This window comes from Hoeflea sp. 108, assembly GCF_000372965.1.
Lineage (GTDB): Bacteria > Pseudomonadota > Alphaproteobacteria > Rhizobiales > Rhizobiaceae > Aminobacter.
Genome location: NZ_KB890024.1, coordinates 1,868,906 through 1,888,272, shown reverse-complemented (window position 1 = coordinate 1,888,272; position 19,367 = coordinate 1,868,906). Strand labels below are relative to the sequence as shown.

The following is a 19,367-nucleotide window of genomic DNA, read 5'->3' as shown; positions in this document are numbered from 1 at the left end:
GTGGCCTCCTTCAGGCTGCCTGTGGTGCCGGATATATAAGGTTGCCGGCACAAATGTCCTCGGATGGCTGAGCCGAAAGCACGCGATTCGCCTCGAGCACATAGCTCGCCAGCGCAGCCGCTTCGGGCCATTCGGTGGCGTCAGGCCGTACATTGCGCATGAGGGCCGCAGCAAGTGCAGCATGATCGTCGCGCTCCAGCGCATCCTTGTAGGATTGCGTCCGCCCGTAGAACATTTTCGCAAGCTTTTTCATCCGCTTGGGAACGCCGGTGTCGCTGATGCCGAGCTCGCGCAGGGAATGATCGACGTCGAGGAAAAACTCGTCGATCAGCCGCTGGGCGATCTCGGCGGAAGCCCCCGGCTCGCCGCGAAGCCGGTCCTGAAACAGAAACATATGCAGGGAAAGCATCTCAAAACGCCCGAGCGGCGTGTCAGGTACATTCCATGCAGAATAAAATGGTTCCTGCCGCGCAGCCGCCACGATTCGTGTATAGAGCGCGTCGGTGATAGCGCGGTTGGCTTGGCGTTCGCGGCCAAACAGACGCTGGAACATGAGAGGGCGGTCTCCCGGGGACCCGTTTCGTTAGGTGGCCTTGTTGCATCGGCACGCAAGCTGGTTTACCGGTTTTGCGGCTTCGCGCAAGCTAGAGCCCCTGGCACGACAGGATGGAGTTGTTGTTGCACGCGCTGAAATTCAAGATGCCATTTTCGTTGCGCCCGGTCGGCGCGGTCTCGCTTATTGCGGCCGCGGCCATGCTTTCGGCGTGTAATACGTCCAAGACCTTCGGCGACCTGACCCCCAGCGAAACGCTGACCCAGGGCTATGTCATCGACCAGCAGTCGATTGATTCTGTGCCTGTCGGCTCGAGCCGCGAGCAGGTGCTTCTTGCGCTGGGTACGCCGTCGACGACCGCGACCTTCGACAACGAGGTGTTCTATTACATCTCGCAGACGCGCAAGCGCTCTGTCGCTTTCGCCAAGCCGAAGCTGATCGAACAGCGCGTGCTGGCCGTCTATTTCGGCGCCGACGGTCGCGTCACCAACATCGCCAATTACGGCATGCAGGACGGCAAGGTGTTCGACTTCATCTCGCGCACGACGCCGACCGGCGGCAAGGACCAGAACTTCCTGGGACAGCTGCTCGCAGGTGCCGGCAAGATGGGCTCGAGTGCGGCCAGCAGCATCTTCGGCGGCACATAAGCCGCCTGGCAGGCTCCAGAAATCTCAGGCAACAGGACCCGCGGGAGCAATCCCGCGGGTTTTCTCTTTTCCGGAACGGCAAAGAAAAAGCCCCGACCGCTCAACACGGCCAGGGCTTTCCTGGATGGCTTGACCGTCAGATGCCGCTGTGCGCCAGGACGGCGAGCAGCAGCAGTGCGACGATGTTGGTGATCTTGATCGCCGGGTTCACGGCAGGACCGGCCGTATCCTTGTAGGGGTCGCCGACGGTATCGCCGGTCACGGATGCCTTGTGAGCCTCTGACCCCTTCAGATGCTTGACCCCGTCCTTGTCGGTGAAGCCGTCCTCGAACGACTTCTTGGCGTTGTCCCAGGCGCCACCACCCGAAGTCATCGAGATAGCCACGAACAGGCCATTGACGATGACGCCGAGCAGCGAAGCGCCGAGCGCCGCAAAGGCGGATGCCTTGGAGCCCGAGATCAGCAGGACACCGAAATAGACGACGAGCGGAGCCAGCACCGGCAGCAGCGACGGGATGATCATCTCCTTGATCGCGGCCTTGGTGAGCAGATCGACGGCGCGTGCGTAATTCGGCTTGGCGGTGCCCTGCATGATGCCGGGGTTCTCGCGGAACTGCTTGCGCACCTCCTCGACGATCGCGCTGGCCGCCCGCCCCACGGCGGTCATCGCAATGCCGCCGAAGAGGTAGGGGATCAGGCCACCGAAGATCAGGCCGGCGACGACATAGGGGTTGGACAGATCGAACGACACTGTGCCGATGTCGGCAAAATACGGGAACTGTGTTGGGTTCGCCGCGAAATACTGAAGGTCGTAGCTGTAGGCTGCGAACAGAACCAGCGCGCCGAGGCCGGCCGAACCGATGGCATAACCCTTGGTGACGGCCTTGGTGGTATTGCCCACCGCATCGAGCGCGTCGGTCGAATGACGCACTTCCTTGGGCAGGCCCGACATTTCGGCGATGCCGCCGGCATTGTCGGTGACCGGGCCAAAGGCATCAAGCGCCACGATCATGCCAGCAAGGCCAAGCATGGTGGTCACAGCGATGGCAGTGCCGAACAGGCCGGCAAGCTGGAACGTGGCCAGGATACCGCCAACGATGACGATAGCTGGAAGTGCCGTCGATTCGAGCGATACGGCCAGACCCTGGATAACGTTGGTGCCGTGACCGGTGACCGACGCCTGGGCGATCGAATTGACCGGGCGCTTGTTGGTACCGGTGTAGTACTCGGTGATGACAACGATCAGGCCCGTCACCACAAGGCCGATCAGGCCGCAGATGAACAGGTTCTTGCCGCTGACAGCGATGCCGCCGGCCGTGCCGATCTCGCCCCAGCCGATGGTGAGCGAGGTCGCTGCACCGAGGCCAAGGATCGACAGCAGGCCAGTGACGATCAGGCCCTTGTAGAGCGCGCCCATGATCGAGCCGTTGGCGCCGAGCTTGACGAAGAAAGTACCAACGATGGAGGTGATGATACAGGTGCCGCAGATGGCGAGCGGATAGAGCATGACGCTCGACAGCACCGCCGAGCCGCCAAAGAAGATGGCGCCCAGAACCATGGTGGCGACCACGGTCACCGCGTAGGTCTCGAACAGGTCGGCAGCCATGCCGGCGCAGTCGCCGACATTGTCGCCGACGTTGTCGGCGATGGTGGCCGGGTTGCGGGGATCATCCTCGGGGATGCCAGCCTCGACCTTGCCGACGAGATCGCCACCGACGTCGGCACCCTTGGTGAAGATGCCGCCACCGAGGCGGGCGAAGATGGAAATCAGGGAAGCGCCGAAGCCGAGCGCCACAAGCGAATCGATGACTGCACGGTCGGCCGGAGCATGCCCCATCGGGCCGGTCAGGACCCAGTAGTAGACGGAAACGCCAAGCAGGGCCAATCCAGCCACCAGCATGCCGGTGATGGCACCCGACTTGAAGGCGATGTCGAGGCCGGCAGCCAGGCTGTTGGAAGCGGCCTGTGCCGTGCGCACATTGGCGCGAACCGAAACATGCATGCCGATGAAGCCGGCGGCGCCCGAAAGAACTGCACCAATCAAAAAGCCGATCGCCGCGGTTGCGGAAAGCAGCCACCAAGCGAGCAGGAACACGACGACGCCGACGATGGCGATGGTTGTGTATTGGCGCGAGAGGTAGGCTTGCGCACCTTCCCGGATGGCAGCAGAGATTTCCTGCATGCGTGCATTGCCCTGGTCGGATGCGAGCACCGACTGCGTCGCCCAAATGGCGTAAAGGACAGAAAGCAGGCCGCAGGCGATGACCACGTAAAGCATTGTCATTGCCAATTCTCTTCCCTGATTGTGCCCGGAATTCCCCTCCCCGGGCGAGTGAATGAGGCAGGCAAGCCTTGATGTGCGGCTTCCCCGCTCCCGCCAACCATCCGAAACAGGGCAGCGAACGTCAAGACATCGCCAAGCTTTTGTCCCGGCTTTCGCCGCCTGCCCCGAATAAGCTGATCGCAAACAACAAATTCAGTTCAAGCGAGATCGTGATCCGGCTGGTTGACGAAGATCAACACGGCCAACATCGTCATGTAGAACTTGAAGGCGGCCTCCTGGCCGTTCCAGGTGCTCGACTGCCACATGGCGAACCACTCACCGCCGACGACCATGAATCCGAGGAACCAGACCAGAAAGCCCATGGTGGCGCCGATGACGACAAAGCCCTTGGCGTCGTTGAACTCCTTGCCGGTGCCATGGCGCGCCTGCCACAGCCTGAGGGCTGCGATCAGGAACAGCACGCAGGTGAGCGCCTCGCCGAAGATGATCAGCCAGTAGCCGGCGGTCCACAGCGCGGGGCTGGTGATCGAGCGATACATAAGCGCATTGCCCGGGAAGGTGGTGTCCATACTCAGAACGTGCTGGACGAAGGCAAAATTGGAGCCGTAGTCAGTGATGTTGCCGAAGGCTACAAGGAAGGCGAATGCCGCAAGGCAAAGGGACATCACGATCTTAGAGAGACGCAAGGTCATGGCCAGATCTCCTGAAAAGCAAGTATCGGGGCATCCCGCAAATGAAGAAGCGAGTCGCGCCAAAGGCGCAACAGGCCAGGCGGCGACCATTTCCCTGACAGCCTCGGCGAAAACTTACGCCGACAGGCAGGGACTAACCTCATTGCTTGCCAGCGCGGGGATTTCCGGCGATTGCCAGACAGGCGATATCGTTTCAGTCGGAGACGCCGACTTTTACATACTGAGGCGCCGCTGGGTGCTTTCTGCCGGCAGCAGCCGGCTCGAGATTACGCTCGACCATCCGATGCGCGGGCGTTAGGGCAATCTCGTCAAAGAAGGATTTACCTCAGGCTGACGCAGGCACCTGCCCCATGCGCCTGGCAGCCATGCGCTCCAATGCCGACAAGACATCGTAGATCAGCACGGCAAGTGCTGCCACGACCAGGCCGCCCTGCAGCACAAAGGCGAGGTTGTTGGACTGGAGGCCTGCGATGATGACCTCGCCGAGGGTCTTAGCCGCGACGGTCGAACCGATGGTTGCAGTGGCGAGACTGATGACCACCGACAGCCTGATGCCGGCGAGGATGACCGGCAGGCTCAGCGGCAGTTCGATCTGAGTCAGGCGCTGCCAGCCGGTCATGCCGGCGCCACGCGCGGCCTCGACGACATTGGCGGGCGTGGTGGTGAGGCCGGTCAGAGTGTTCTCGAAAATCGGCAGCAATCCGTAGAGGAACAGCGCGATCAGGGTCGGCTTTTCGCCGAAACCGACTGCCGGGACCGCCAGTGCCAGCACCGCAACCGGCGGAAAGGTCTGGCCGATGTTCACCAGGCTGCGCGACAGCGGTAGAAACTCGGCACCGGCGGGACGCGTGACGAGGATGGCGAGCGAAACGGCAACGGCGATAGCCGCGGCGGTGGCAATGGCCACCGTGCGCAGGTGCTGGAGGGCCAGCGACATCAGGCTGCCCTGATTGTAGATGGCCGGCGCGCCGTTCTGCGTCAGCGGCTTGAAAACCGGTTCGAACCATGCCGGATTGACAAGAAACGCCACCAAAACGGCAAGCAGGATGAGCCTGAGAGCAGTGGGAACCCAGGCCTTCATACAGGCCTCGCGGCGCGCTTGAGCAGCTCGTCGACCGTCACGCGGCCGAGCGCCCGGCCGTCCTCGCCGACGACAGGCATTGCCGAGCGGCCGGACCAGAGCAGTTCGGCCAGAGCGTCGCGCTGGGTGGCTTCGGCGTCGATCGCCTTACCGTCAGCCCTGCCCGGCTCGACGACGTCGCGCACTTCACCGAGAGACAAGAGCTTGAACGGACGGTCGGACGCACCGATCAGCGTCTCGACAAAACCATTGGCCGGCCGGGCGAGGATTTCGGCCGGGGTCGCGTATTGCACGAGCTTGCCCGCATCCATGACCGCGATGCGGTCGCCGAGATGCACGGCCTCCTCCATGTCGTGGGTGACGAGCACGATGGTCGTGCCGAAACGTTTCTGAATGGCGAGCAGGTCTTCCTGCGCCTTGGTGCGGATGATGGGGTCGAGCGCGCCGAAGGGCTCGTCCATCAGGAGCACGTTGGGTTCGGCCGCGAGCGCACGGGCGACGCCGACACGCTGTTGCTGTCCGCCCGACAGTTCGTGCGGATAACGCGGACCAAAGGCCAAGGGATCGAGTTGCAGCAGCGACAACAGCTCATCGACGCGGGCTTTGATGCGGGCGGCATCCCAGCCGAGCAGAACCGGCACAGTGGCGATGTTCTGCGCCACCGTGCGGTGCGGAAACAGGCCATTGCCCTGGATGGCGTAGCCGATGCTGCGGCGCAGCTGCGGGCCAGGCAGCGAGCGATTGTCCGTACCGTCGAGCTTGATCGTTCCCGATGTCGGCTCGACCAGGCGGTTGATCATGCGCAGCAGCGTGGTCTTGCCGGAGCCCGACGTGCCGACGATGACCGTGATCGTGCGCGGCTGGATGACCATGGAGACGTCGTCGACGACTGATGTCTCGCCGTAGCGCTTGGTGATGTGTTCGATTTCGATCATGCGGCAGCCACCTCGGTGGATTTGCGGGTCGCAATGGTTTCGACCACCGCGTCGAGAAGGATGGCGGCGGCAAAGGCCAGCGCCACTGTCGGCACAGCACCGAGCAGGACGAGGTCCATCGCCGTCTGGCCGACGCCCTGGAAGACGAAGACACCAAAGCCGCCGCCGCCGATGAGGGCGGCAATCGTGGCAAGACCGATGTTCTGGACGAGCACTATGCGGATGCCGGTCAGGATGACCGGAAAGGCGAGCGGGAATTCAACTCCAGTCAGCCGCTGCCGGCCGGTCATGCCCATGCCGCGAGCCGCATCGTTGGCGGCACTGGGGACGCCAGCAAGGCCGACCACCGTGTTGGCGACGACAGGCAGCAACGAATAGAGGAACAGCGCAACAAAGGCGGGCGCGACGCCGATGCCCCTGATGCCGATGGCGGCAGCGCCCGGAATGTTGGCGGCGACCCAGCCAAGCGGCGCGATCAGGATGCCAAACAGGGCGATCGACGGGATGGTCTGGATGATGTTGAGGGTGTTCAGCACCCCTGCCCGCAACGCTTCGACGCGATGGCAGAAGATACCGAGTGGCAGGCCGACGGCGACGGCACCGATCAATGAACCGAGGGCCAACGTCACATGGCGCCTTGCCTCGCTCCAGAAGCTGTCGGCGCGGTTTCCATATTCCTTTAGGATCGACAGGCTGTCCCATCCACCGGAAGCCAGCAGCGCCCATATGGCCGCAGCAGTGAGCAGAAGCACGGCGACGCGACCTAAAGGAGAAAGCTGCAGCCGGGTCAGGCCGTCGGCAAGCAGCAGCGTGAACGCGAATATTGCGATCCAGAAACCCGAAGCGGGCGAGACGCGGGCGAAGGTGTTACCCTCGGGCGTGAGATAGGCGCCGGCGACGCCGACCAGGACCGCGAGCGCAACAAGAGCCGAGACGCCGGCGGCCAGCCGCAGAACCAGCGGCGTGCGAAACAAGGCGACAAGTGCTGCCGCGACAAGAATACCGAGCAGCAGAAGCCCCAATGGCTGCGGCAAGGCCTCGAGGATTGAGCGGGGCTCACCCGCGACGATGCGGTTGGCCCGGAAAGTGGCAAATGGCGCCACGAAGGCGCCATAACCAGCAATCGCGGCAATCAACACGCCCAGTTTGTCGAACCTGATGCTCACGACTGCGATGCGTCCCCAGTTCCTGAGACGCGCCCCCTGACGCATGCCCCCGAAACCGATTTCGGGGCCATGCACAGATTGCCTTATCCTACAGCGTCCTTAGCGCATCCGAAAAGGACGCGCGGCGCTGTACATGGGGCGCACCAGGGAAGCTTACTTCAGAAAACCGTTCTTCTTCAGGAAATCTTCGGCGACGGCCTTGGCCGGCTCGCCGCCGACCTGAACGCGGCCGTTGAGTTCCTGAAGCGTGACGAGATCGAGCTTCTCGAACACCGGCTTGAGCAGGGTCTCGATCTCCGGATGCTGCTTGAGCACCGCTTCGCGGATGATCGGCGCAGGCTGGTAGACAGGCTGCACGCCCTTGTCGTCGTCGAGCACGACCAGACCAGACGGCGCGATGCCGCCATCGGTGCCGTAGACCATGGCGGCGTTGGCGCCGTTGGTCTGGTTGGCGGCTGCGCCGATGGTGGCAGCGGTGTCGCCACCCGACAGGGTGATCAGCTGTTCTGGCTTGAGCGTGAAGCCGTAGGTCGTCTGGAAGGCCGGCAGAGCTGCCGCCGAATTGACGAACTCGGACGACGCAGCCAGCACGACAGTGCCGCCACCGGCGACATACTTGCCGAAGTCGCTGAGGGTGGCGAGCTTGTTGGTCTCGGCGACGTCCTTGCGCAGCGCGATCGCCCAGGTGTTGTTGGCCGGCGACGGCGACAGCCAGACGATCTTGTTGGCATCATAGTCGAGCTTCTTGGCGGTCTCGAAGCCCTTGGCGGCGTCCTTCCAGACCGGATCGTCAGCCTTTTCGAAGAAGAAGCCAGCGTTGCCGGTGTATTCGGGATAGATGTCGATCTCGCCTGCTGTGATCGCCTTGCGCACCACTGGTGTCGCGCCGAGCTGTATGCGGTCGGTTGTGGCGATGTTGTTGGCGTCGAGCACCGACTTGATGATGTTGCCGAGCACGCTGCCTTCGGTGTCGATCTTGGAAGACACGACCACCTGGGCGTTGGCAACGCCCGTGGCCAGGCCAAGCGCGATGACTGCTGCGGCGATTGATATCTTGTACATGGTGAAGCCCCTTCTCATTCTCGGATTCGGTGGCCGCATATGAGCATGGCGACCCAGCTTCCGTCGGGGCACACGGTTTCACAATGCGCCGGGGCTGCGCAATATTTTTTTGAATATCAAAGAAAATCGGGAGGACATCCTCCCGACAACGTCTTGTCAGGAGCGCCGCCTGTCATGGTCCCGTAGAGCTTGCTACTTGATGGCTATAGCGCCTGTTCAGGGCAGCGGCTTCGCTGCGGCCGGGGGTGCTTAGTCAAGTGCCAGGGTGTCGCATTGGCAGGCTGTTGATCAACTGAGACGGCGGCTAGGAAGCTGTGTGCGCTGGGGCGCGCATCACCCATTTATAGGCCCCGAAGAGCAGTAGAGCGAAGGCCCACACTGCAAAGCCGGCTAGCGCTCCCTTCCCGACCACTTCGGTGACCGTCCAGTAGAACCGACTGTAGTCATCGTCCACACGCGTGCGGAAGTAGCTGTTGCGAAGGTCGAAATCGGCGTCGGACATATCGTCCCGCTGGCATAGAGAGACATCTCGCCAGACTGCGGCCCGGAGTTGAAAACCACCCATTGAGCAGTATTTCCTGACCTCTGCAGGAACGGCCGGGGAAAACATCTCAATGATGACCCGCTTGGTGGGGGACTGATAGTCTAGGCTGTCACTTAGTACGGCCGAATATGCGAGCTCGGTGGGGTGAACAATTCTGATTGTCGCATAGGCGATCCCAGCCCCCGCCACTACGCATATGATCAGCAACAACAAGAAAAACCTACGAGAGCGCGTTCTTTGCATCAGACGCCTTTCGAAGAGGAGCTGCGTGTTGGCAACTACTTATACGGGCCAAGTCAAAGACGCGGAAGCCGGTGCAACGCCGATTGATGCAATCACCGGAGACGGCGAGATGCACCTTCTATCCGATCAACTCTCCCGGCTTCCCTTGGGAAAATTCAGGAGGGCTGGCGGCGCGCCATCGAGAGCGTTGCGAGTGCCGCCAGGCAGATGACGCAGATCGGGAAGACGACCCAGTTGAGCGTCTCCCAGCCATAGGCGTTGTAGACTGCACCCGACATCAGTGAAGCGAGTGCCACCGTCCCGAACAGCACGAAATCGTGGAAACCCTGGACCTTGCTCTTCTCGGACGGGCGATAGGCCGTCGACACAATCGCTGTGGCGCCGATGAAGCCGAAATTCCAGCCGAGGCCGAGCAGGATGAGCGCGGTCCAGAACTGCCAGAGCGCTATGCCCGACAGCGCGACGATGGCGCAGCCGATGAGCAGGAAGAGGCCGAAGGCGACGACGCGCTCAGCACCAAAACGTTGGATGATGCGGCCGGTGAAGAAGCTGGGACCGAACATCGCCATGACGTGCCAGGAGATGCCCAAAGTCGCCTCGTCGGGCGAGAAGCCGCAGCCGACCATGGCGAGCGGCGCACCGGTCATGATGAAGGTCATCAGCGCATAGCTGCCGACGGCACAGGTGAGTGCCGCGGCGAAGCGCGGCTCGGAAATGATTTCCATCAGCGGCCGCGCGCCGGCATCGGATGCGGCCTCATGGCCCTGCGCAGGTTCCTTGACCCGCAGGAAGGAGAGGATGATGGCGCCGACTGCAGCCAGGCCGATGATCGAGGCGAAGGAGCCGGCGAACATGACCGGCGCAAACATCTCGCGCGTGAAAATGACGATCTGCGGCCCGACGATGGCGGTGATGATACCGCCTGCCAGCACGAAGGAGATGGCGTTGGCCTTGAATTCGGGCGGCGCGTTGTCGGCAGCTGCAAAGCGGAACTGCTGGACGAAGGCGCCGCCTGCGCCGAGCAGCAGCAGGCCGAAAACGAACAGCCAGAACTCGGCGCGGAACAGCGCGAGCGTGGCGATGGCGCCGCCAGCTGCCGTGACGGCGGTGCCGAACATGAAGCCGCTGCGCTGCCCGATGGCGCGGATGATGGCGGCTGCCGGCAGGGCGCCGAGCGCCAGGCCGAGGCTGAAGCCGGTGATGGGAAGCGTTGCCAGCGACTTGTCGTCGCCGAGCAGATAGTAGCCGGCGAGACCGCCGATGGAGAAGGAAATGGGAGCAGCTGAGCCGATAATGGCCTGCGATGCGGCGAAGATATAGGCAGTTCGCCGCGCTTCGCGTTCGCCACCGGTCATAATGCGTCTTTGCCCTTTCCTTCGCCGCGCAGCTTGCGAGAGACGCGGTCGAGCACTGCGTTGACGAGCTTGGGCTCGTCATCGACGTAGAAAGCCTTGGCGATGTCGACATATTCCGAGACGATCACCGCAACCGGAACATCCTGGCGCTTCATCAGCTCGAATACACCGGCGCGCAGGATAGCGCGCAAAGTGGAATCGAGGCGCGACAGCGGCCAGTCCTCGGTCAGCGACTCGCGGATGACAGGGTCGACGAACTTCTGATTCTCGACGACGCCGGCAAGGATGGCGCGGAACCACTGGGCATCGGCTTCACGGTAGAGCGCCCCGTCGACTTCCTTGCCGAGGCGGAACGCCTCGTATTCAGCGGTGATTTCGAGCAGGCCGCTGCCGGCCACGTCCATCTGGTAGAGCGCCTGCACGGCGGCAAGACGGGCTGCGCCACGCTTGTTGGCGTGGCGGACGACTGGCTGGTCCTTGCCTTCGGAAGAGGTCACGATCGGGCCGCTCCAAGTTTCTCGCGCAGGGCGATCATGGTGAGTGCGGCGCGCGCGGCAAAGCCGCCCTTGTCGCCTTCGCTGCGGCGCGCGCGCGCCCAGGCCTGCTCTTCGTTCTCGGTTGTCAGGATGCCGTTGCCCACAGCGATCGACTCGGCGACCGAGAGGTCCATCAGGGCGCGGCAGGATTCGTTGGCGACGATGTCGAAATGATAGGTCTCGCCGCGGATGACGGTGCCGAGCGCGACATAGCCGTCATATTCGGTACCTTCGTCGTCAGCTGCGTCGAGCGCGAAGGAAATCACGGCCGGAATCTCCAGAGCGCCGGGCACGGTCACCACATCATAAGAAGCGCCGGCTTCGCTCAACGCGGCCTTGGCGCCGTCCAGAAGGGCGTCGGCGAGGTCGTCGTAGAAGCGCGCCTCGATGATGAGGAGCTTCAGTTGCTTGTCATTGGCCATGTTCGATCTCCGGCAGAGCCGGTCAATTAGGCCGAACCGGGGGAGTTCGCAAGCGAAGTGTTAATGACCACATAAGGAAACTGCTGGTCCATGACCGCGGGGCCGCCCCTGCCCTCAGAGCCCTTCCTTCGCAGCCTCGGCCAGCCGCGCCGCATAGCGAGCCATGGTGTCGATCTCGATGTTCACCCGGTCGCCGACCTTGCGCTCTCCCCAGGTCGTGACCTGGAGCGAATGGTGGATCAACAGTACGTCGAAGCGGGTGCCCTCGACCTTGTTGACGGTCAGCGAGGTGCCGTCGAGTGCCACCGAGCCCTTGGGCGCGATGAACCTGGCCAATTCGCGCGGGGCTTCAAGTCTGAAGCGTACCGCCTCGCCCTCGTCTTCGCGTGAGACGATCTCGGCCATGCCATCGACATGGCCCGAAACAATGTGGCCGCCGAGCTCGTCGCCGATCTTGAGGGCGCGTTCGAGATTGATCTTCCGCCCGGCCTGCCAGTCGCTGGCCGTGGTCAGGCGCAGCGCCTCTTCCCATGCTTCGACCTCGAACCAGCGGGCATTGGAGGTGTCTTCCGGCAGGGTGACGACGGTCAGGCATACGCCGGAGCAGGCGATCGACGCGCCGATATCGATCGTCTTGGGGTCGTAGACGGTGTCGATGCGCAGGCGGACGCCCTGGTCGAGCGGAACGGCGGACGCAACGGTCCCCACATCGGTGACGATACCGGTAAACATCAGATTTCCCTTATCCATTCGGCAAAGATGTCCTCGCCGAAGCGCGCCTCGCGCACCAGGCTGAACCCTGCCGGTATATGGTCTCGCCCGATGGGTGCTGCAATGCCATCGGTGCCGATGGCTTCCGGGCCGTAGAACAGCGCGATGCGGTCGACCAGTCCCTCGTCGAGGAAGGCACGCGCCGTATCGGCGCCGCCTTCGACGATGATGCGTGACATGCCCTTGCTGGCCAGATCCTCGAGCAGCTCGGGCAAGGCGACGCGGCCGTCAAAGCTCTCGGTCGCCAGGAACTTTACGCCCAACCGCTCAAGGGCAGCCTTGTTTGGGGCGTCGCCCTCCGAACAGGCAGCGACGAGCACCGGAACATCCCTTGCCGACATCGCCAGCTTCGAGGTGACCGGCAGGCGAACAAGCCTGTCGAGCACGATGCGTGCAGGCGAGCGCGTGCGCAGGCCAGGCAGGCGGACGGTAAGCTCGGGATTGTCGGCGATGGCAGTGCCGATGCCGATCAGGATCGCATCGCATTCGGCGCGCATGACGTGGACCTGCCGGCGGGCGATCTCGCCCGTTATCGCGATCTGGCCCGCGCCGCGCCTGCCGATCATGCCGTCGGCCGAAAGCGCAAGCTTCAGAATCACTTCCGGGCGCTTGTTGACGGATCGATTCAGATAACCGGCCAGCTGATCGGCAGCCTCGGCGGCCAGGACGCGCTCGCGCACCTCGATGCCGGCGGAGCGCAGGATGGCATAACCCTTGCCGGAAACGCGCGTGTCGGGATCGCTGGCCGCGCCGACGACGCGGGCGATGCCGGCGTCGACTAACGCATTGGCGCAAGGCGGGGTGCGGCCATGATGAGCACAAGGTTCGAGCGTCACATAGGCTGTGGCGCCGCGTGCCAGCTCACCGGCATCGGCAAGCGCCTGCGGCTCGGCATGCGGACGACCGCCGACGGCGGTGACGCCACATCCGACGATGACGGGGCCGTTGCCGTCATCGCGGACGATCAGAGTGCCTACGGAAGGATTCGTTGAGGTCAGGCCGAGATTGCGGCGAGACAAGCGGATCGCGGCGGCCATGAAGCGCCGATCGACGAGATCCTGCTCAGCAGTGACGCTACCGGCCATGGTTCAACCGGCGTCCTCGTCGCCCTTGAGCTCACCAAGCACCTCGTGGAAGTCCTTGGCCTCGCGGAAATTGCGGTAGACGGAGGCAAAACGCACATAGGCGACGTCATCGAGCGACTTCAGCGCCTCCATGACCAGCCGGCCGATCTCGCCCGAGGGAATCTCGCTCTCGCCCGAGCTTTCGAGCTGGCGAACGATGCCGGTGACGGCGCGCTCGATGCGCTCGGGGTCGACATTGCGCTTGCGCACGGCGATCTCGACCGAGCGGGCAAGCTTGTCGCGGTCGAACGGCACCTTGCGGCCGGACTTCTTGAGCACGACGAGATCGCGCAGCTGGACGCGCTCGAATGTGGTGAAGCGCCCTCCGCAGACCGGGCAGATGCGGCGCCTGCGGATCGCGGCCCCATCCTCGGCGGGACGGGAGTCCTTCACCTGCGTGTCTTCAGACTGGCAATAGGGGCAACGCATGTTCGGCCTTGTCTTTCGAATCCTCGACCGGGAAAGGCTTAATGCATGATCCCGAAAAGCAGAAGCCCTATGCCGGGATGACCGGCATAGGGCTTCAAATTGTGAAGGCCTTTGTGGCCTCAGTCGTGCTTTCCGAAAACCGATTCCGATCTTCGGGCCGATGCGTCAGCTTACCCCAGATAGGGATAAAGCGGGAAACGCTCGGTCAGGGCGACAACCTTCTGCTTCACGGCAGCCTCGACGGCGGCGTTGCCTTCATCCGAGTTCGCGACCTTGAGGCCGTCGAGCACTTCGGCAATCAGCTGGCCAATCTCGCGGAATTCGGCCGTGCCGAAGCCGCGGGTCGTGCCGGCCGGCGTGCCGAGGCGAACGCCCGAGGTGACAAAGGGCTTCTCCGGGTCGAAGGGGATGCCGTTCTTGTTGCAGGTGATGTTGGCGCGGCCAAGGGCTGCCTCGGCGCGCTTTCCGGTGGCATTCTTGGGACGCAGGTCGACCAGCATCAGATGGTTGTCGGTACCGCCCGAGACGATGTCGAGGCCGGTGGCCTTGAGGCTCTCGGCAAGCGCCTTCGAGTTGGCGACGATGTTTTCGGCATAAGTCTTGAACTCGGGCTTGAGCGCTTCGCCGAAGGCGACGGCCTTGGCGGCGATGACGTGCATCAGCGGGCCGCCCTGCAAGCCGGGGAACACGGCCGAATTGACCTTCTTGGCGATATCCTCATCGTTGGTGAGGATCATGCCGCCGCGCGGGCCGCGCAGCGACTTGTGTGTGGTTGTGGTGACGACATGCGCATGCGGCAGCGGCGACGGATGCACGCCGGCGGCGACGAGGCCAGCAATGTGGGCCATGTCGACCATCAGATAGGCGCCGATCTCGTCGGCGATCTCGCGGAAGCGCTTCCAGTCCCAGATGCGCGAATAGGCCGTGCCGCCGGCAAGGATCAGCTTCGGCTTGGTTTCGCGGGCCAGGCGCGCAACCTCGTCCATGTCGAGCAGGTGGTCGTCCTTGCGGACGCCGTAGGAGACGACCTTGAACCACTTGCCGGACATGTTGACTGGCGAGCCGTGGGTCAGGTGACCGCCCGAATTGAGGTCGAGACCCATGAAGGTGTCGCCCGGCTGCAGCAGCGCCAGGAACACCGCCTGGTTCATCTGGCTGCCGGAATTCGGCTGGACGTTGGCGAAGTTGCAGCCGAACAGCTTCTTGGCGCGCTCGATGGCGAGCTCCTCGGCAACGTCTACGAACTGGCAGCCGCCGTAGTAGCGCTTGCCCGGATAACCCTCGGCATATTTGTTCGTCATGATCGAGCCCTGAGCCTCGAGCACAGCGCGAGAGACGATGTTCTCAGAAGCGATCAGCTCGATCTCATGGCGCTGGCGACCAAGCTCATTGCGAATCGAGCCGAAGATCTCCGGATCCACCTCCGAAAGCGGGGTTCCAAAGAAGGATTCGAGGTGTTTCGAAGCTGCCATCGGTTCTGATCCTTGCTGGTCCGGACAATGATCCGGAGGGGCATCGGGGAGGTTCGGCGGGCAATTAACATACTTGCCCCAGCGTCGCCACGTAGGCTGCGAAATTTCGTGGTCGCATTTCGGCCAGCAACAAAAAAGGCCGCCCGAAGGCGGCCTTTTTTGCATCTTGTGCGTCGGCTCAGAGCGCCGAAGTGATCTGCAGCTCGTCGACGCCGTCGCGGCCATAGATGTCGTCGCGGAACTGCACGACGCCATCTCCGGTGGACCAGGCAGAGACATAGGTGAAATAAACCGGAACCGGGTTGGTGACGGGAACCGGGGTGTTGGCGCCCGACTTGATGGTCTGCTCGAAGTGCTGGCGGCTCCAGCCCGGCGTGTCGCGCAGGATCCAGGTGACGAGGTCGCGCACGTTCTGGACGCGCACGCAGCCCGAGGAATCGAAGCGCATGAGCTTGTTGAACAGGCTCTGCTGCGGCGTGTCGTGCATGTAGACGCCATCGGGGCTCGGGAAATTGATCTTCACCGAAGCCATGGCGTTGATGGCGCCCGGGTCCTGGCGGAACAGATACTTGGCCGCCTCTTCCGTCGACCAGTCGACAGTCATCGGATCGACCTCGCTGCCATTGGGCGCGATGAGGCGGATCTTGTTGTCGGTGAGGTAGTTCGGGTTCTTGCGCATCAGCGGAATGATGTCGCGGCGAACGATCGACACCGGCGCGTTCCAGTACGGATTGACGACGATCTCGTTGATCTTCGAATTGACGATCGGCGACTGGCGGTCGACCTTGCCGACGATTGCCGTGTGGCGAAGGACGACGCGATCGCCCTCGACGGCCTCGACCTGAGCTGCGGGAATGTTGACGTTGACGTAGCGCTGGCCAAGCGTGCCGGCCTGCGCCTGGATTCGCGTCAAGTTGGTCTCGAGCTGGCCAAGGCGAACCTGGGCGCTGATGTTCATCGCCGCATAGGTGTACTGGCCCATGACGCCATCGGCCGGAAGGCCATGACGTGCCTGGAAGCGCTTGAGGGCGGCATCGACATAGGTGTCGAAGGAATTGGAGATGCCGGCACGCGGCGACAGGTCACCCGACACCATCAGGCGCTTGCGCAGCACGGCAACGTCTGCATCCTCGTCGCCGAGGCGAAGCTTCTTGTTGGCGGGAACGACCGGCCAGCCGCCCTGGGCGACAATGTTCTGGTACTGGGCAATCGCCTGCTGGGTGAAGCCGATTGTCTGGGGCGAGAACACGGGCAGCGTCGAGGCGACCTTGGCGCCCTGGCTTACCTTGGCGTCAAACTCGTCGTCCCAGTTGCCGCGGCGCGAGGAGCCGAGAACTTCATTAACCGCGTCCTGGGCACTGGCAACGCCAGAGATGGCAGCCAGAGCGATCGCGCCGGCACCGGTGAGGAAGAAACGGCGGTTAGTTTTCATGGGCTTCCCAGACATGTTCGTGCAACTCAACCGGCAGGAAAAATTTCCCCGCGACGATACGACGGCCATGCTTAACAATTAGCCAACCATAATCCTGCATCGCCGACGCAGAAGACGTTGCGTCACCGTGCGGATTGCTGACGGCCGAACTGGCAGCATTTGGCGCATCACAGACATTTCGGTTTTCATCCGAATATGGCGGCAAAATGGCTATGAGGCCTTTCATTGCAAGCCCACGGACCAAAAAAGGAAGAGCCGGTGCATTTCTGCAACCGGCCCTGCGACTGGAGGTCGTTTCCTTTTGGGCGGACTTGCGGCGCCGCGCCAGCCGTCAGGCTTACATGCGGTAGGCGATGGTGTCGTTCCAGAAGCGGTCCAAGCGCTGCAGAGCGCGGTTCATCTGCTTGAATTCGTCGGTGTTGATGCCACCGACCTGCTCGATCGAGCCGACGTGGCGGTCATAGAGACCGGCGACGACTTCAGCGACGTCCTGGCCCTTCGGCGTCAGGCTGACGCGGACCGAGCGACGGTCGATGCGCGAGCGCTGGTGGTTGATGAAGCCGAGCTCGACAAGCTTCTTGAGATTGTACGAAACATTGGAGCCGAGATAGTAGCCACGAGAGCGCAATTCACCGGCGGTCAGCTCGGCATTGCCGATGTTGAACAGCAGCAGAGCCTGGATCGCATTGATATCGCTGCGGCCATTGCGGTCGAACTCATCCTTGATAACATCAAGAAGACGGCGATGAAGTCTTTCGACCAGCTGCAGGGATTCCATGTAAAGCGAACGGATCGCTTCGTTGCGATCTTCGGATACCATTGCGGGCTTGGCCGCCTGACGCGAATTGATCATTGTCTTTGCCTCTCTGTTGTCGCCTGGTGACTTTTTTGTTTGTTGTCACCTTGATCGCGAACTTATCGAATACCCATAAAATTCGACTTAAACGTCAGGCTTAACAAGGGCTTACCAAGCACTGGTTTCGAAAGAGGGTTAACGAACCCCCGTCCGAGCAAGAATAATTAACCTTGAATTTTATTGAACGGCCGGCAACGCGTTGAAAGCGCTGGCTACTGCTCTTTGCCGCGCCTTTGCAGGTGCAAAACGACGCGGAATGCAGTGTAGGCGAGCGCCACCACCAGATGGGCGGCGACGATCAACGGCCGGCTGCCGAAGAGATCGGGGAAGCCGACATACATGACGGTCTCGGTTGTCGCGCAGATGAACCAGATCACCGGCCCCCAGGACGACAACATCCACAGGCCGATGGCCGCAAAGGGAAAGAAGACGGACAGGGTGACTGATGCGACCTGCCAATGGATGGGCATCAGATCGAAACGCCAGAGCGGACCCTCATAGATGCCGATGAGCCGGGTCCAGTAAAGAATGCCGAACAGCAGGCAATAGGCAGCGACGACGCGCAGGAAAATCGCAAATGCGCTTTCCACTGCCGAAGGATGCAGTTCGCGGAGCTGGCTGACGCTTCCGTTCACAGGGCGAGTTCCCTGTCATCAAGGGTCTCGAAGTAACGGTCGATGTCGGCCGGGTCGACATCATCCAGACGCGCCGGCTGCCAGACGGGCGTCGAGCCCTTGTCGACCAGGACGGCGCGGATGCCTTCGTAGAAATCGTGGCCTGAAAGCATGCGGTTGAGGATGCGAAACTCCATCCGCATGCAATCGTCCATCGACATGGTGAGGCCGGCGCGCACCTGCCGGAACGTGACAGCAAGGCTGGTCGGCGAGCGCGTCAGGATGGTGGCGAGGGTCTTTGAGGCAAACGCGCTCGACGCTGCTTCAGCTTGCAGGCTTTCGATCACGTCATAAAGCGTCGGCCTGGAGAAGTGCAGCGCGATCGCCTCCAGCGTGTCGCGATCGGTTTCGCGGGTTGCGGTTCGGAAATAATTGCGCAGGATAGCCTCCGCCTCGCCTGTCTCGCACAGGCGTTCGAGCAGGCCTGTCAGGCCCTCGGCGGCAATGGTGTGGGTGGCAAGCCCCGACCAGAGCGCATCGCCATAACGGATGCGGTTGCCGGTGAGCGCCAGATACATGCCGAAATAGCCGCCGAGGTCGGGCAGGATATGGCTGCCACCGACGTCGGGGAAAAAGCCGATGCCGACCTCGGGCATCGCAAACAAGGCGTTCTCGGTCATCACCCGGTGCGACCCATGGCATGAGATGCCGACGCCGCCGCCCATGACAATGCCGTCGATCAGCGAGACATAGGGCTTGGAGTAACGTTCGATATGCGCGTTGAGCCGATACTCGTCGGCGAAGAACTGCACGGGCGGGGAGCCGATGTTGCGGCTTTCGTAAACATTCATGATGTCGCCGCCGGCGCAAAATGCCCTGCCTTCGGCCTTGACTACGACCAGCGCCACGTCGCGGTCGTGCTCCCAGGCCTTGAGCGCGCGAGACAACGCAAGGACCATGTTGTGGGTCAGCGCATTGAGCGCCTGCGGTCGCGTCAGCGTAACGATGCCGGCCCTGCCGGTCCGCTCGAAGCGGATTTCGTCGCCGCCGCCAAAATCCTTGTCCAAGAGATTCCCTCACATCGAAGCCGTCCGCAGAGCTAATGTGCTGCGCGTGGGTGCGTCAATGCCGCAGGCAGCATGCAGCGGC

General features: G+C 62.6%; 21 protein-coding genes. 2 read left to right on the top strand and 19 right to left on the bottom strand.

Annotated elements, in window-relative coordinates:
- Positions 1-10: 10 nt before the first annotated feature.
- Positions 11-553 (bottom strand): ubiquinol-cytochrome C chaperone family protein, encoded by a 543-nt coding sequence (locus B015_RS0109050; RefSeq protein ID WP_018427370.1) that lies wholly within the window; start codon positions 551-553, stop codon positions 11-13.
- 146 nt (positions 554-699) lie between these two features.
- Between B015_RS0109050 and B015_RS0109045 the strand changes: the two genes are divergently transcribed.
- Positions 700-1,200, top strand: a complete 501-nt coding sequence (locus tag B015_RS0109045; protein ID WP_245262142.1) for an outer membrane protein assembly factor BamE — start codon at positions 700-702, stop codon at positions 1,198-1,200.
- 136 nt (positions 1,201-1,336) lie between these two features.
- Here B015_RS0109045 and B015_RS0109040 read toward each other — a convergent pair whose 3' ends face one another.
- Positions 1,337-3,484: a sodium-translocating pyrophosphatase gene (locus tag B015_RS0109040; protein WP_018427368.1), complete on the bottom strand. Its 2,148-nt coding sequence runs from the start codon at positions 3,482-3,484 to the stop codon at positions 1,337-1,339.
- Between the two features lie 197 nt (positions 3,485-3,681).
- Positions 3,682-4,176 (bottom strand): DUF2165 domain-containing protein, encoded by a 495-nt coding sequence (locus B015_RS0109035; RefSeq protein WP_018427367.1) that lies wholly within the window; start codon positions 4,174-4,176, stop codon positions 3,682-3,684.
- On the opposite strand from B015_RS0109035, the gene B015_RS30675 reads away from it, so the two are divergent.
- A complete protein-coding gene (locus B015_RS30675; RefSeq protein ID WP_018427366.1) occupies positions 4,175-4,474 on the top strand; it encodes a hypothetical protein in 300 nt (99 codons plus the stop codon). The genes B015_RS0109035 and B015_RS30675 overlap by 2 nt on opposite strands.
- A gap of 27 nt (positions 4,475-4,501) precedes the next feature.
- On the opposite strand, the gene B015_RS0109030 is transcribed toward B015_RS30675, so the two are convergent.
- From B015_RS0109030 to B015_RS0108955, 16 genes are all read right to left on the bottom strand, one after another.
- Positions 4,502-5,257: an ABC transporter permease gene (locus tag B015_RS0109030; RefSeq protein WP_018427365.1), complete on the bottom strand. Its 756-nt coding sequence runs from the start codon at positions 5,255-5,257 to the stop codon at positions 4,502-4,504.
- Positions 5,254-6,192: an ABC transporter ATP-binding protein gene (locus B015_RS0109025; RefSeq protein ID WP_018427364.1), complete on the bottom strand. Its 939-nt coding sequence runs from the start codon at positions 6,190-6,192 to the stop codon at positions 5,254-5,256. Before B015_RS0109025 ends, B015_RS0109030 begins: the two co-directional genes overlap by 4 nt.
- Positions 6,189-7,403: an ABC transporter permease gene (locus B015_RS0109020; protein ID WP_018427363.1), complete on the bottom strand. Its 1,215-nt coding sequence runs from the start codon at positions 7,401-7,403 to the stop codon at positions 6,189-6,191. The genes B015_RS0109025 and B015_RS0109020 overlap by 4 nt, the downstream gene beginning before the upstream one ends.
- Before the next feature lie 108 nt (positions 7,404-7,511).
- Positions 7,512-8,420 (bottom strand): ABC transporter substrate-binding protein, encoded by a 909-nt coding sequence (locus tag B015_RS0109015; protein ID WP_018427362.1) that lies wholly within the window; start codon positions 8,418-8,420, stop codon positions 7,512-7,514.
- A gap of 942 nt (positions 8,421-9,362) precedes the next feature.
- Positions 9,363-10,562, bottom strand: a complete 1,200-nt coding sequence (locus B015_RS0109005; RefSeq protein WP_018427360.1) for an MFS transporter — start codon at positions 10,560-10,562, stop codon at positions 9,363-9,365.
- The gene (gene nusB / locus B015_RS0109000; RefSeq protein WP_018427359.1) at positions 10,559-11,059 is read right to left on the bottom strand and encodes a transcription antitermination factor NusB; all 501 of its coding nucleotides are present in this window, start codon (positions 11,057-11,059) and stop codon (positions 10,559-10,561) included. The genes B015_RS0109005 and nusB overlap by 4 nt, the downstream gene beginning before the upstream one ends.
- Positions 11,056-11,520 carry a 6,7-dimethyl-8-ribityllumazine synthase gene (locus B015_RS0108995; RefSeq protein WP_018427358.1) on the bottom strand — a complete coding sequence of 155 codons (465 nt, stop codon included), beginning with the start codon at positions 11,518-11,520 and terminating at the stop codon, positions 11,056-11,058. The genes nusB and B015_RS0108995 overlap by 4 nt, the downstream gene beginning before the upstream one ends.
- Before the next feature lie 114 nt (positions 11,521-11,634).
- Positions 11,635-12,252 (bottom strand): riboflavin synthase, encoded by a 618-nt coding sequence (locus B015_RS0108990; RefSeq protein WP_018427357.1) that lies wholly within the window; start codon positions 12,250-12,252, stop codon positions 11,635-11,637.
- Complete coding sequence (ribD, locus tag B015_RS0108985; protein ID WP_018427356.1) at positions 12,252-13,376, bottom strand: bifunctional diaminohydroxyphosphoribosylaminopyrimidine deaminase/5-amino-6-(5-phosphoribosylamino)uracil reductase RibD; 1,125 nt, start codon at positions 13,374-13,376, stop codon at positions 12,252-12,254. The genes B015_RS0108990 and ribD overlap by 1 nt, the downstream gene beginning before the upstream one ends.
- Before the next feature lie 3 nt (positions 13,377-13,379).
- Complete coding sequence (nrdR, locus tag B015_RS0108980) at positions 13,380-13,844, bottom strand: transcriptional regulator NrdR (RefSeq protein WP_018427355.1); 465 nt, start codon at positions 13,842-13,844, stop codon at positions 13,380-13,382.
- A gap of 170 nt (positions 13,845-14,014) precedes the next feature.
- Complete coding sequence (gene glyA, locus B015_RS0108975) at positions 14,015-15,316, bottom strand: serine hydroxymethyltransferase (protein WP_018427354.1); 1,302 nt, start codon at positions 15,314-15,316, stop codon at positions 14,015-14,017.
- 178 nt (positions 15,317-15,494) lie between these two features.
- Entirely contained in the window at positions 15,495-16,748 is a 1,254-nt protein-coding gene (locus B015_RS0108970; protein WP_018427353.1) for a L,D-transpeptidase family protein, read from the bottom strand.
- Positions 16,738-16,974, bottom strand: coding sequence for a hypothetical protein (locus tag B015_RS33230; protein ID WP_157632702.1), 237 nt, complete (start codon positions 16,972-16,974; stop codon positions 16,738-16,740). Before B015_RS33230 ends, B015_RS0108970 begins: the two co-directional genes overlap by 11 nt.
- A 111-nt stretch (positions 16,975-17,085) precedes the next feature.
- On the bottom strand, positions 17,086-17,601 hold the full coding sequence (locus B015_RS0108965) for a winged helix DNA-binding protein (RefSeq protein WP_018427352.1): 516 nt from the start codon (positions 17,599-17,601) through the stop codon (positions 17,086-17,088).
- A 215-nt stretch (positions 17,602-17,816) separates the two neighbouring features.
- On the bottom strand, positions 17,817-18,239 hold the full coding sequence (locus B015_RS0108960; RefSeq protein WP_018427351.1) for a DUF6163 family protein: 423 nt from the start codon (positions 18,237-18,239) through the stop codon (positions 17,817-17,819).
- A complete protein-coding gene (locus B015_RS0108955; RefSeq protein ID WP_018427350.1) occupies positions 18,236-19,285 on the bottom strand; it encodes an enoyl-CoA hydratase/isomerase family protein in 1,050 nt (349 codons plus the stop codon). Before B015_RS0108955 ends, B015_RS0108960 begins: the two co-directional genes overlap by 4 nt.
- Positions 19,286-19,367: the final 82 nt, after the last annotated feature.

Bases quoted from the DNA above. Each gene is read 5' to 3' on its own strand.
- nrdR (WP_018427355.1), bottom strand. From the start codon at position 13,844: ATGCGTTGCCCCTATTGCCAGTCTGAAGACACGCAGGTGAAGGACTCC.
- B015_RS0109015 (WP_018427362.1), bottom strand. From the start codon at position 8,420: ATGTACAAGATATCAATCGCCGCAGCAGTCATCGCGCTTGGCCTGGCC.
- B015_RS30675 (WP_018427366.1), top strand. From the start codon at position 4,175: ATGGCCAGATCTCCTGAAAAGCAAGTATCGGGGCATCCCGCAAATGAA.
- B015_RS0108995 (WP_018427358.1), bottom strand. From the start codon at position 11,520: ATGGCCAATGACAAGCAACTGAAGCTCCTCATCATCGAGGCGCGCTTC.
- B015_RS0109025 (WP_018427364.1), bottom strand. From the start codon at position 6,192: ATGATCGAAATCGAACACATCACCAAGCGCTACGGCGAGACATCAGTC.
- B015_RS0108970 (WP_018427353.1), bottom strand. From the start codon at position 16,748: ATGAAAACTAACCGCCGTTTCTTCCTCACCGGTGCCGGCGCGATCGCT.
- B015_RS0109035 (WP_018427367.1), bottom strand. From the start codon at position 4,176: ATGACCTTGCGTCTCTCTAAGATCGTGATGTCCCTTTGCCTTGCGGCA.
- B015_RS0109050 (WP_018427370.1), bottom strand. From the start codon at position 553: ATGTTCCAGCGTCTGTTTGGCCGCGAACGCCAAGCCAACCGCGCTATC.
- B015_RS0108965 (WP_018427352.1), bottom strand. From the start codon at position 17,601: ATGATCAATTCGCGTCAGGCGGCCAAGCCCGCAATGGTATCCGAAGAT.
- glyA (WP_018427354.1), bottom strand. From the start codon at position 15,316: ATGGCAGCTTCGAAACACCTCGAATCCTTCTTTGGAACCCCGCTTTCG.
- B015_RS0109005 (WP_018427360.1), bottom strand. From the start codon at position 10,562: ATGACCGGTGGCGAACGCGAAGCGCGGCGAACTGCCTATATCTTCGCC.
- B015_RS0109040 (WP_018427368.1), bottom strand. From the start codon at position 3,484: ATGACAATGCTTTACGTGGTCATCGCCTGCGGCCTGCTTTCTGTCCTT.
- B015_RS0109045 (WP_245262142.1), top strand. From the start codon at position 700: ATGCCATTTTCGTTGCGCCCGGTCGGCGCGGTCTCGCTTATTGCGGCC.
- B015_RS0109020 (WP_018427363.1), bottom strand. From the start codon at position 7,403: ATGCGTCAGGGGGCGCGTCTCAGGAACTGGGGACGCATCGCAGTCGTG.
- B015_RS33230 (WP_157632702.1), bottom strand. From the start codon at position 16,974: ATGAAAGGCCTCATAGCCATTTTGCCGCCATATTCGGATGAAAACCGA.
- B015_RS0108990 (WP_018427357.1), bottom strand. From the start codon at position 12,252: ATGTTTACCGGTATCGTCACCGATGTGGGGACCGTTGCGTCCGCCGTT.
- ribD (WP_018427356.1), bottom strand. From the start codon at position 13,376: ATGGCCGGTAGCGTCACTGCTGAGCAGGATCTCGTCGATCGGCGCTTC.
- B015_RS0109030 (WP_018427365.1), bottom strand. From the start codon at position 5,257: ATGAAGGCCTGGGTTCCCACTGCTCTCAGGCTCATCCTGCTTGCCGTT.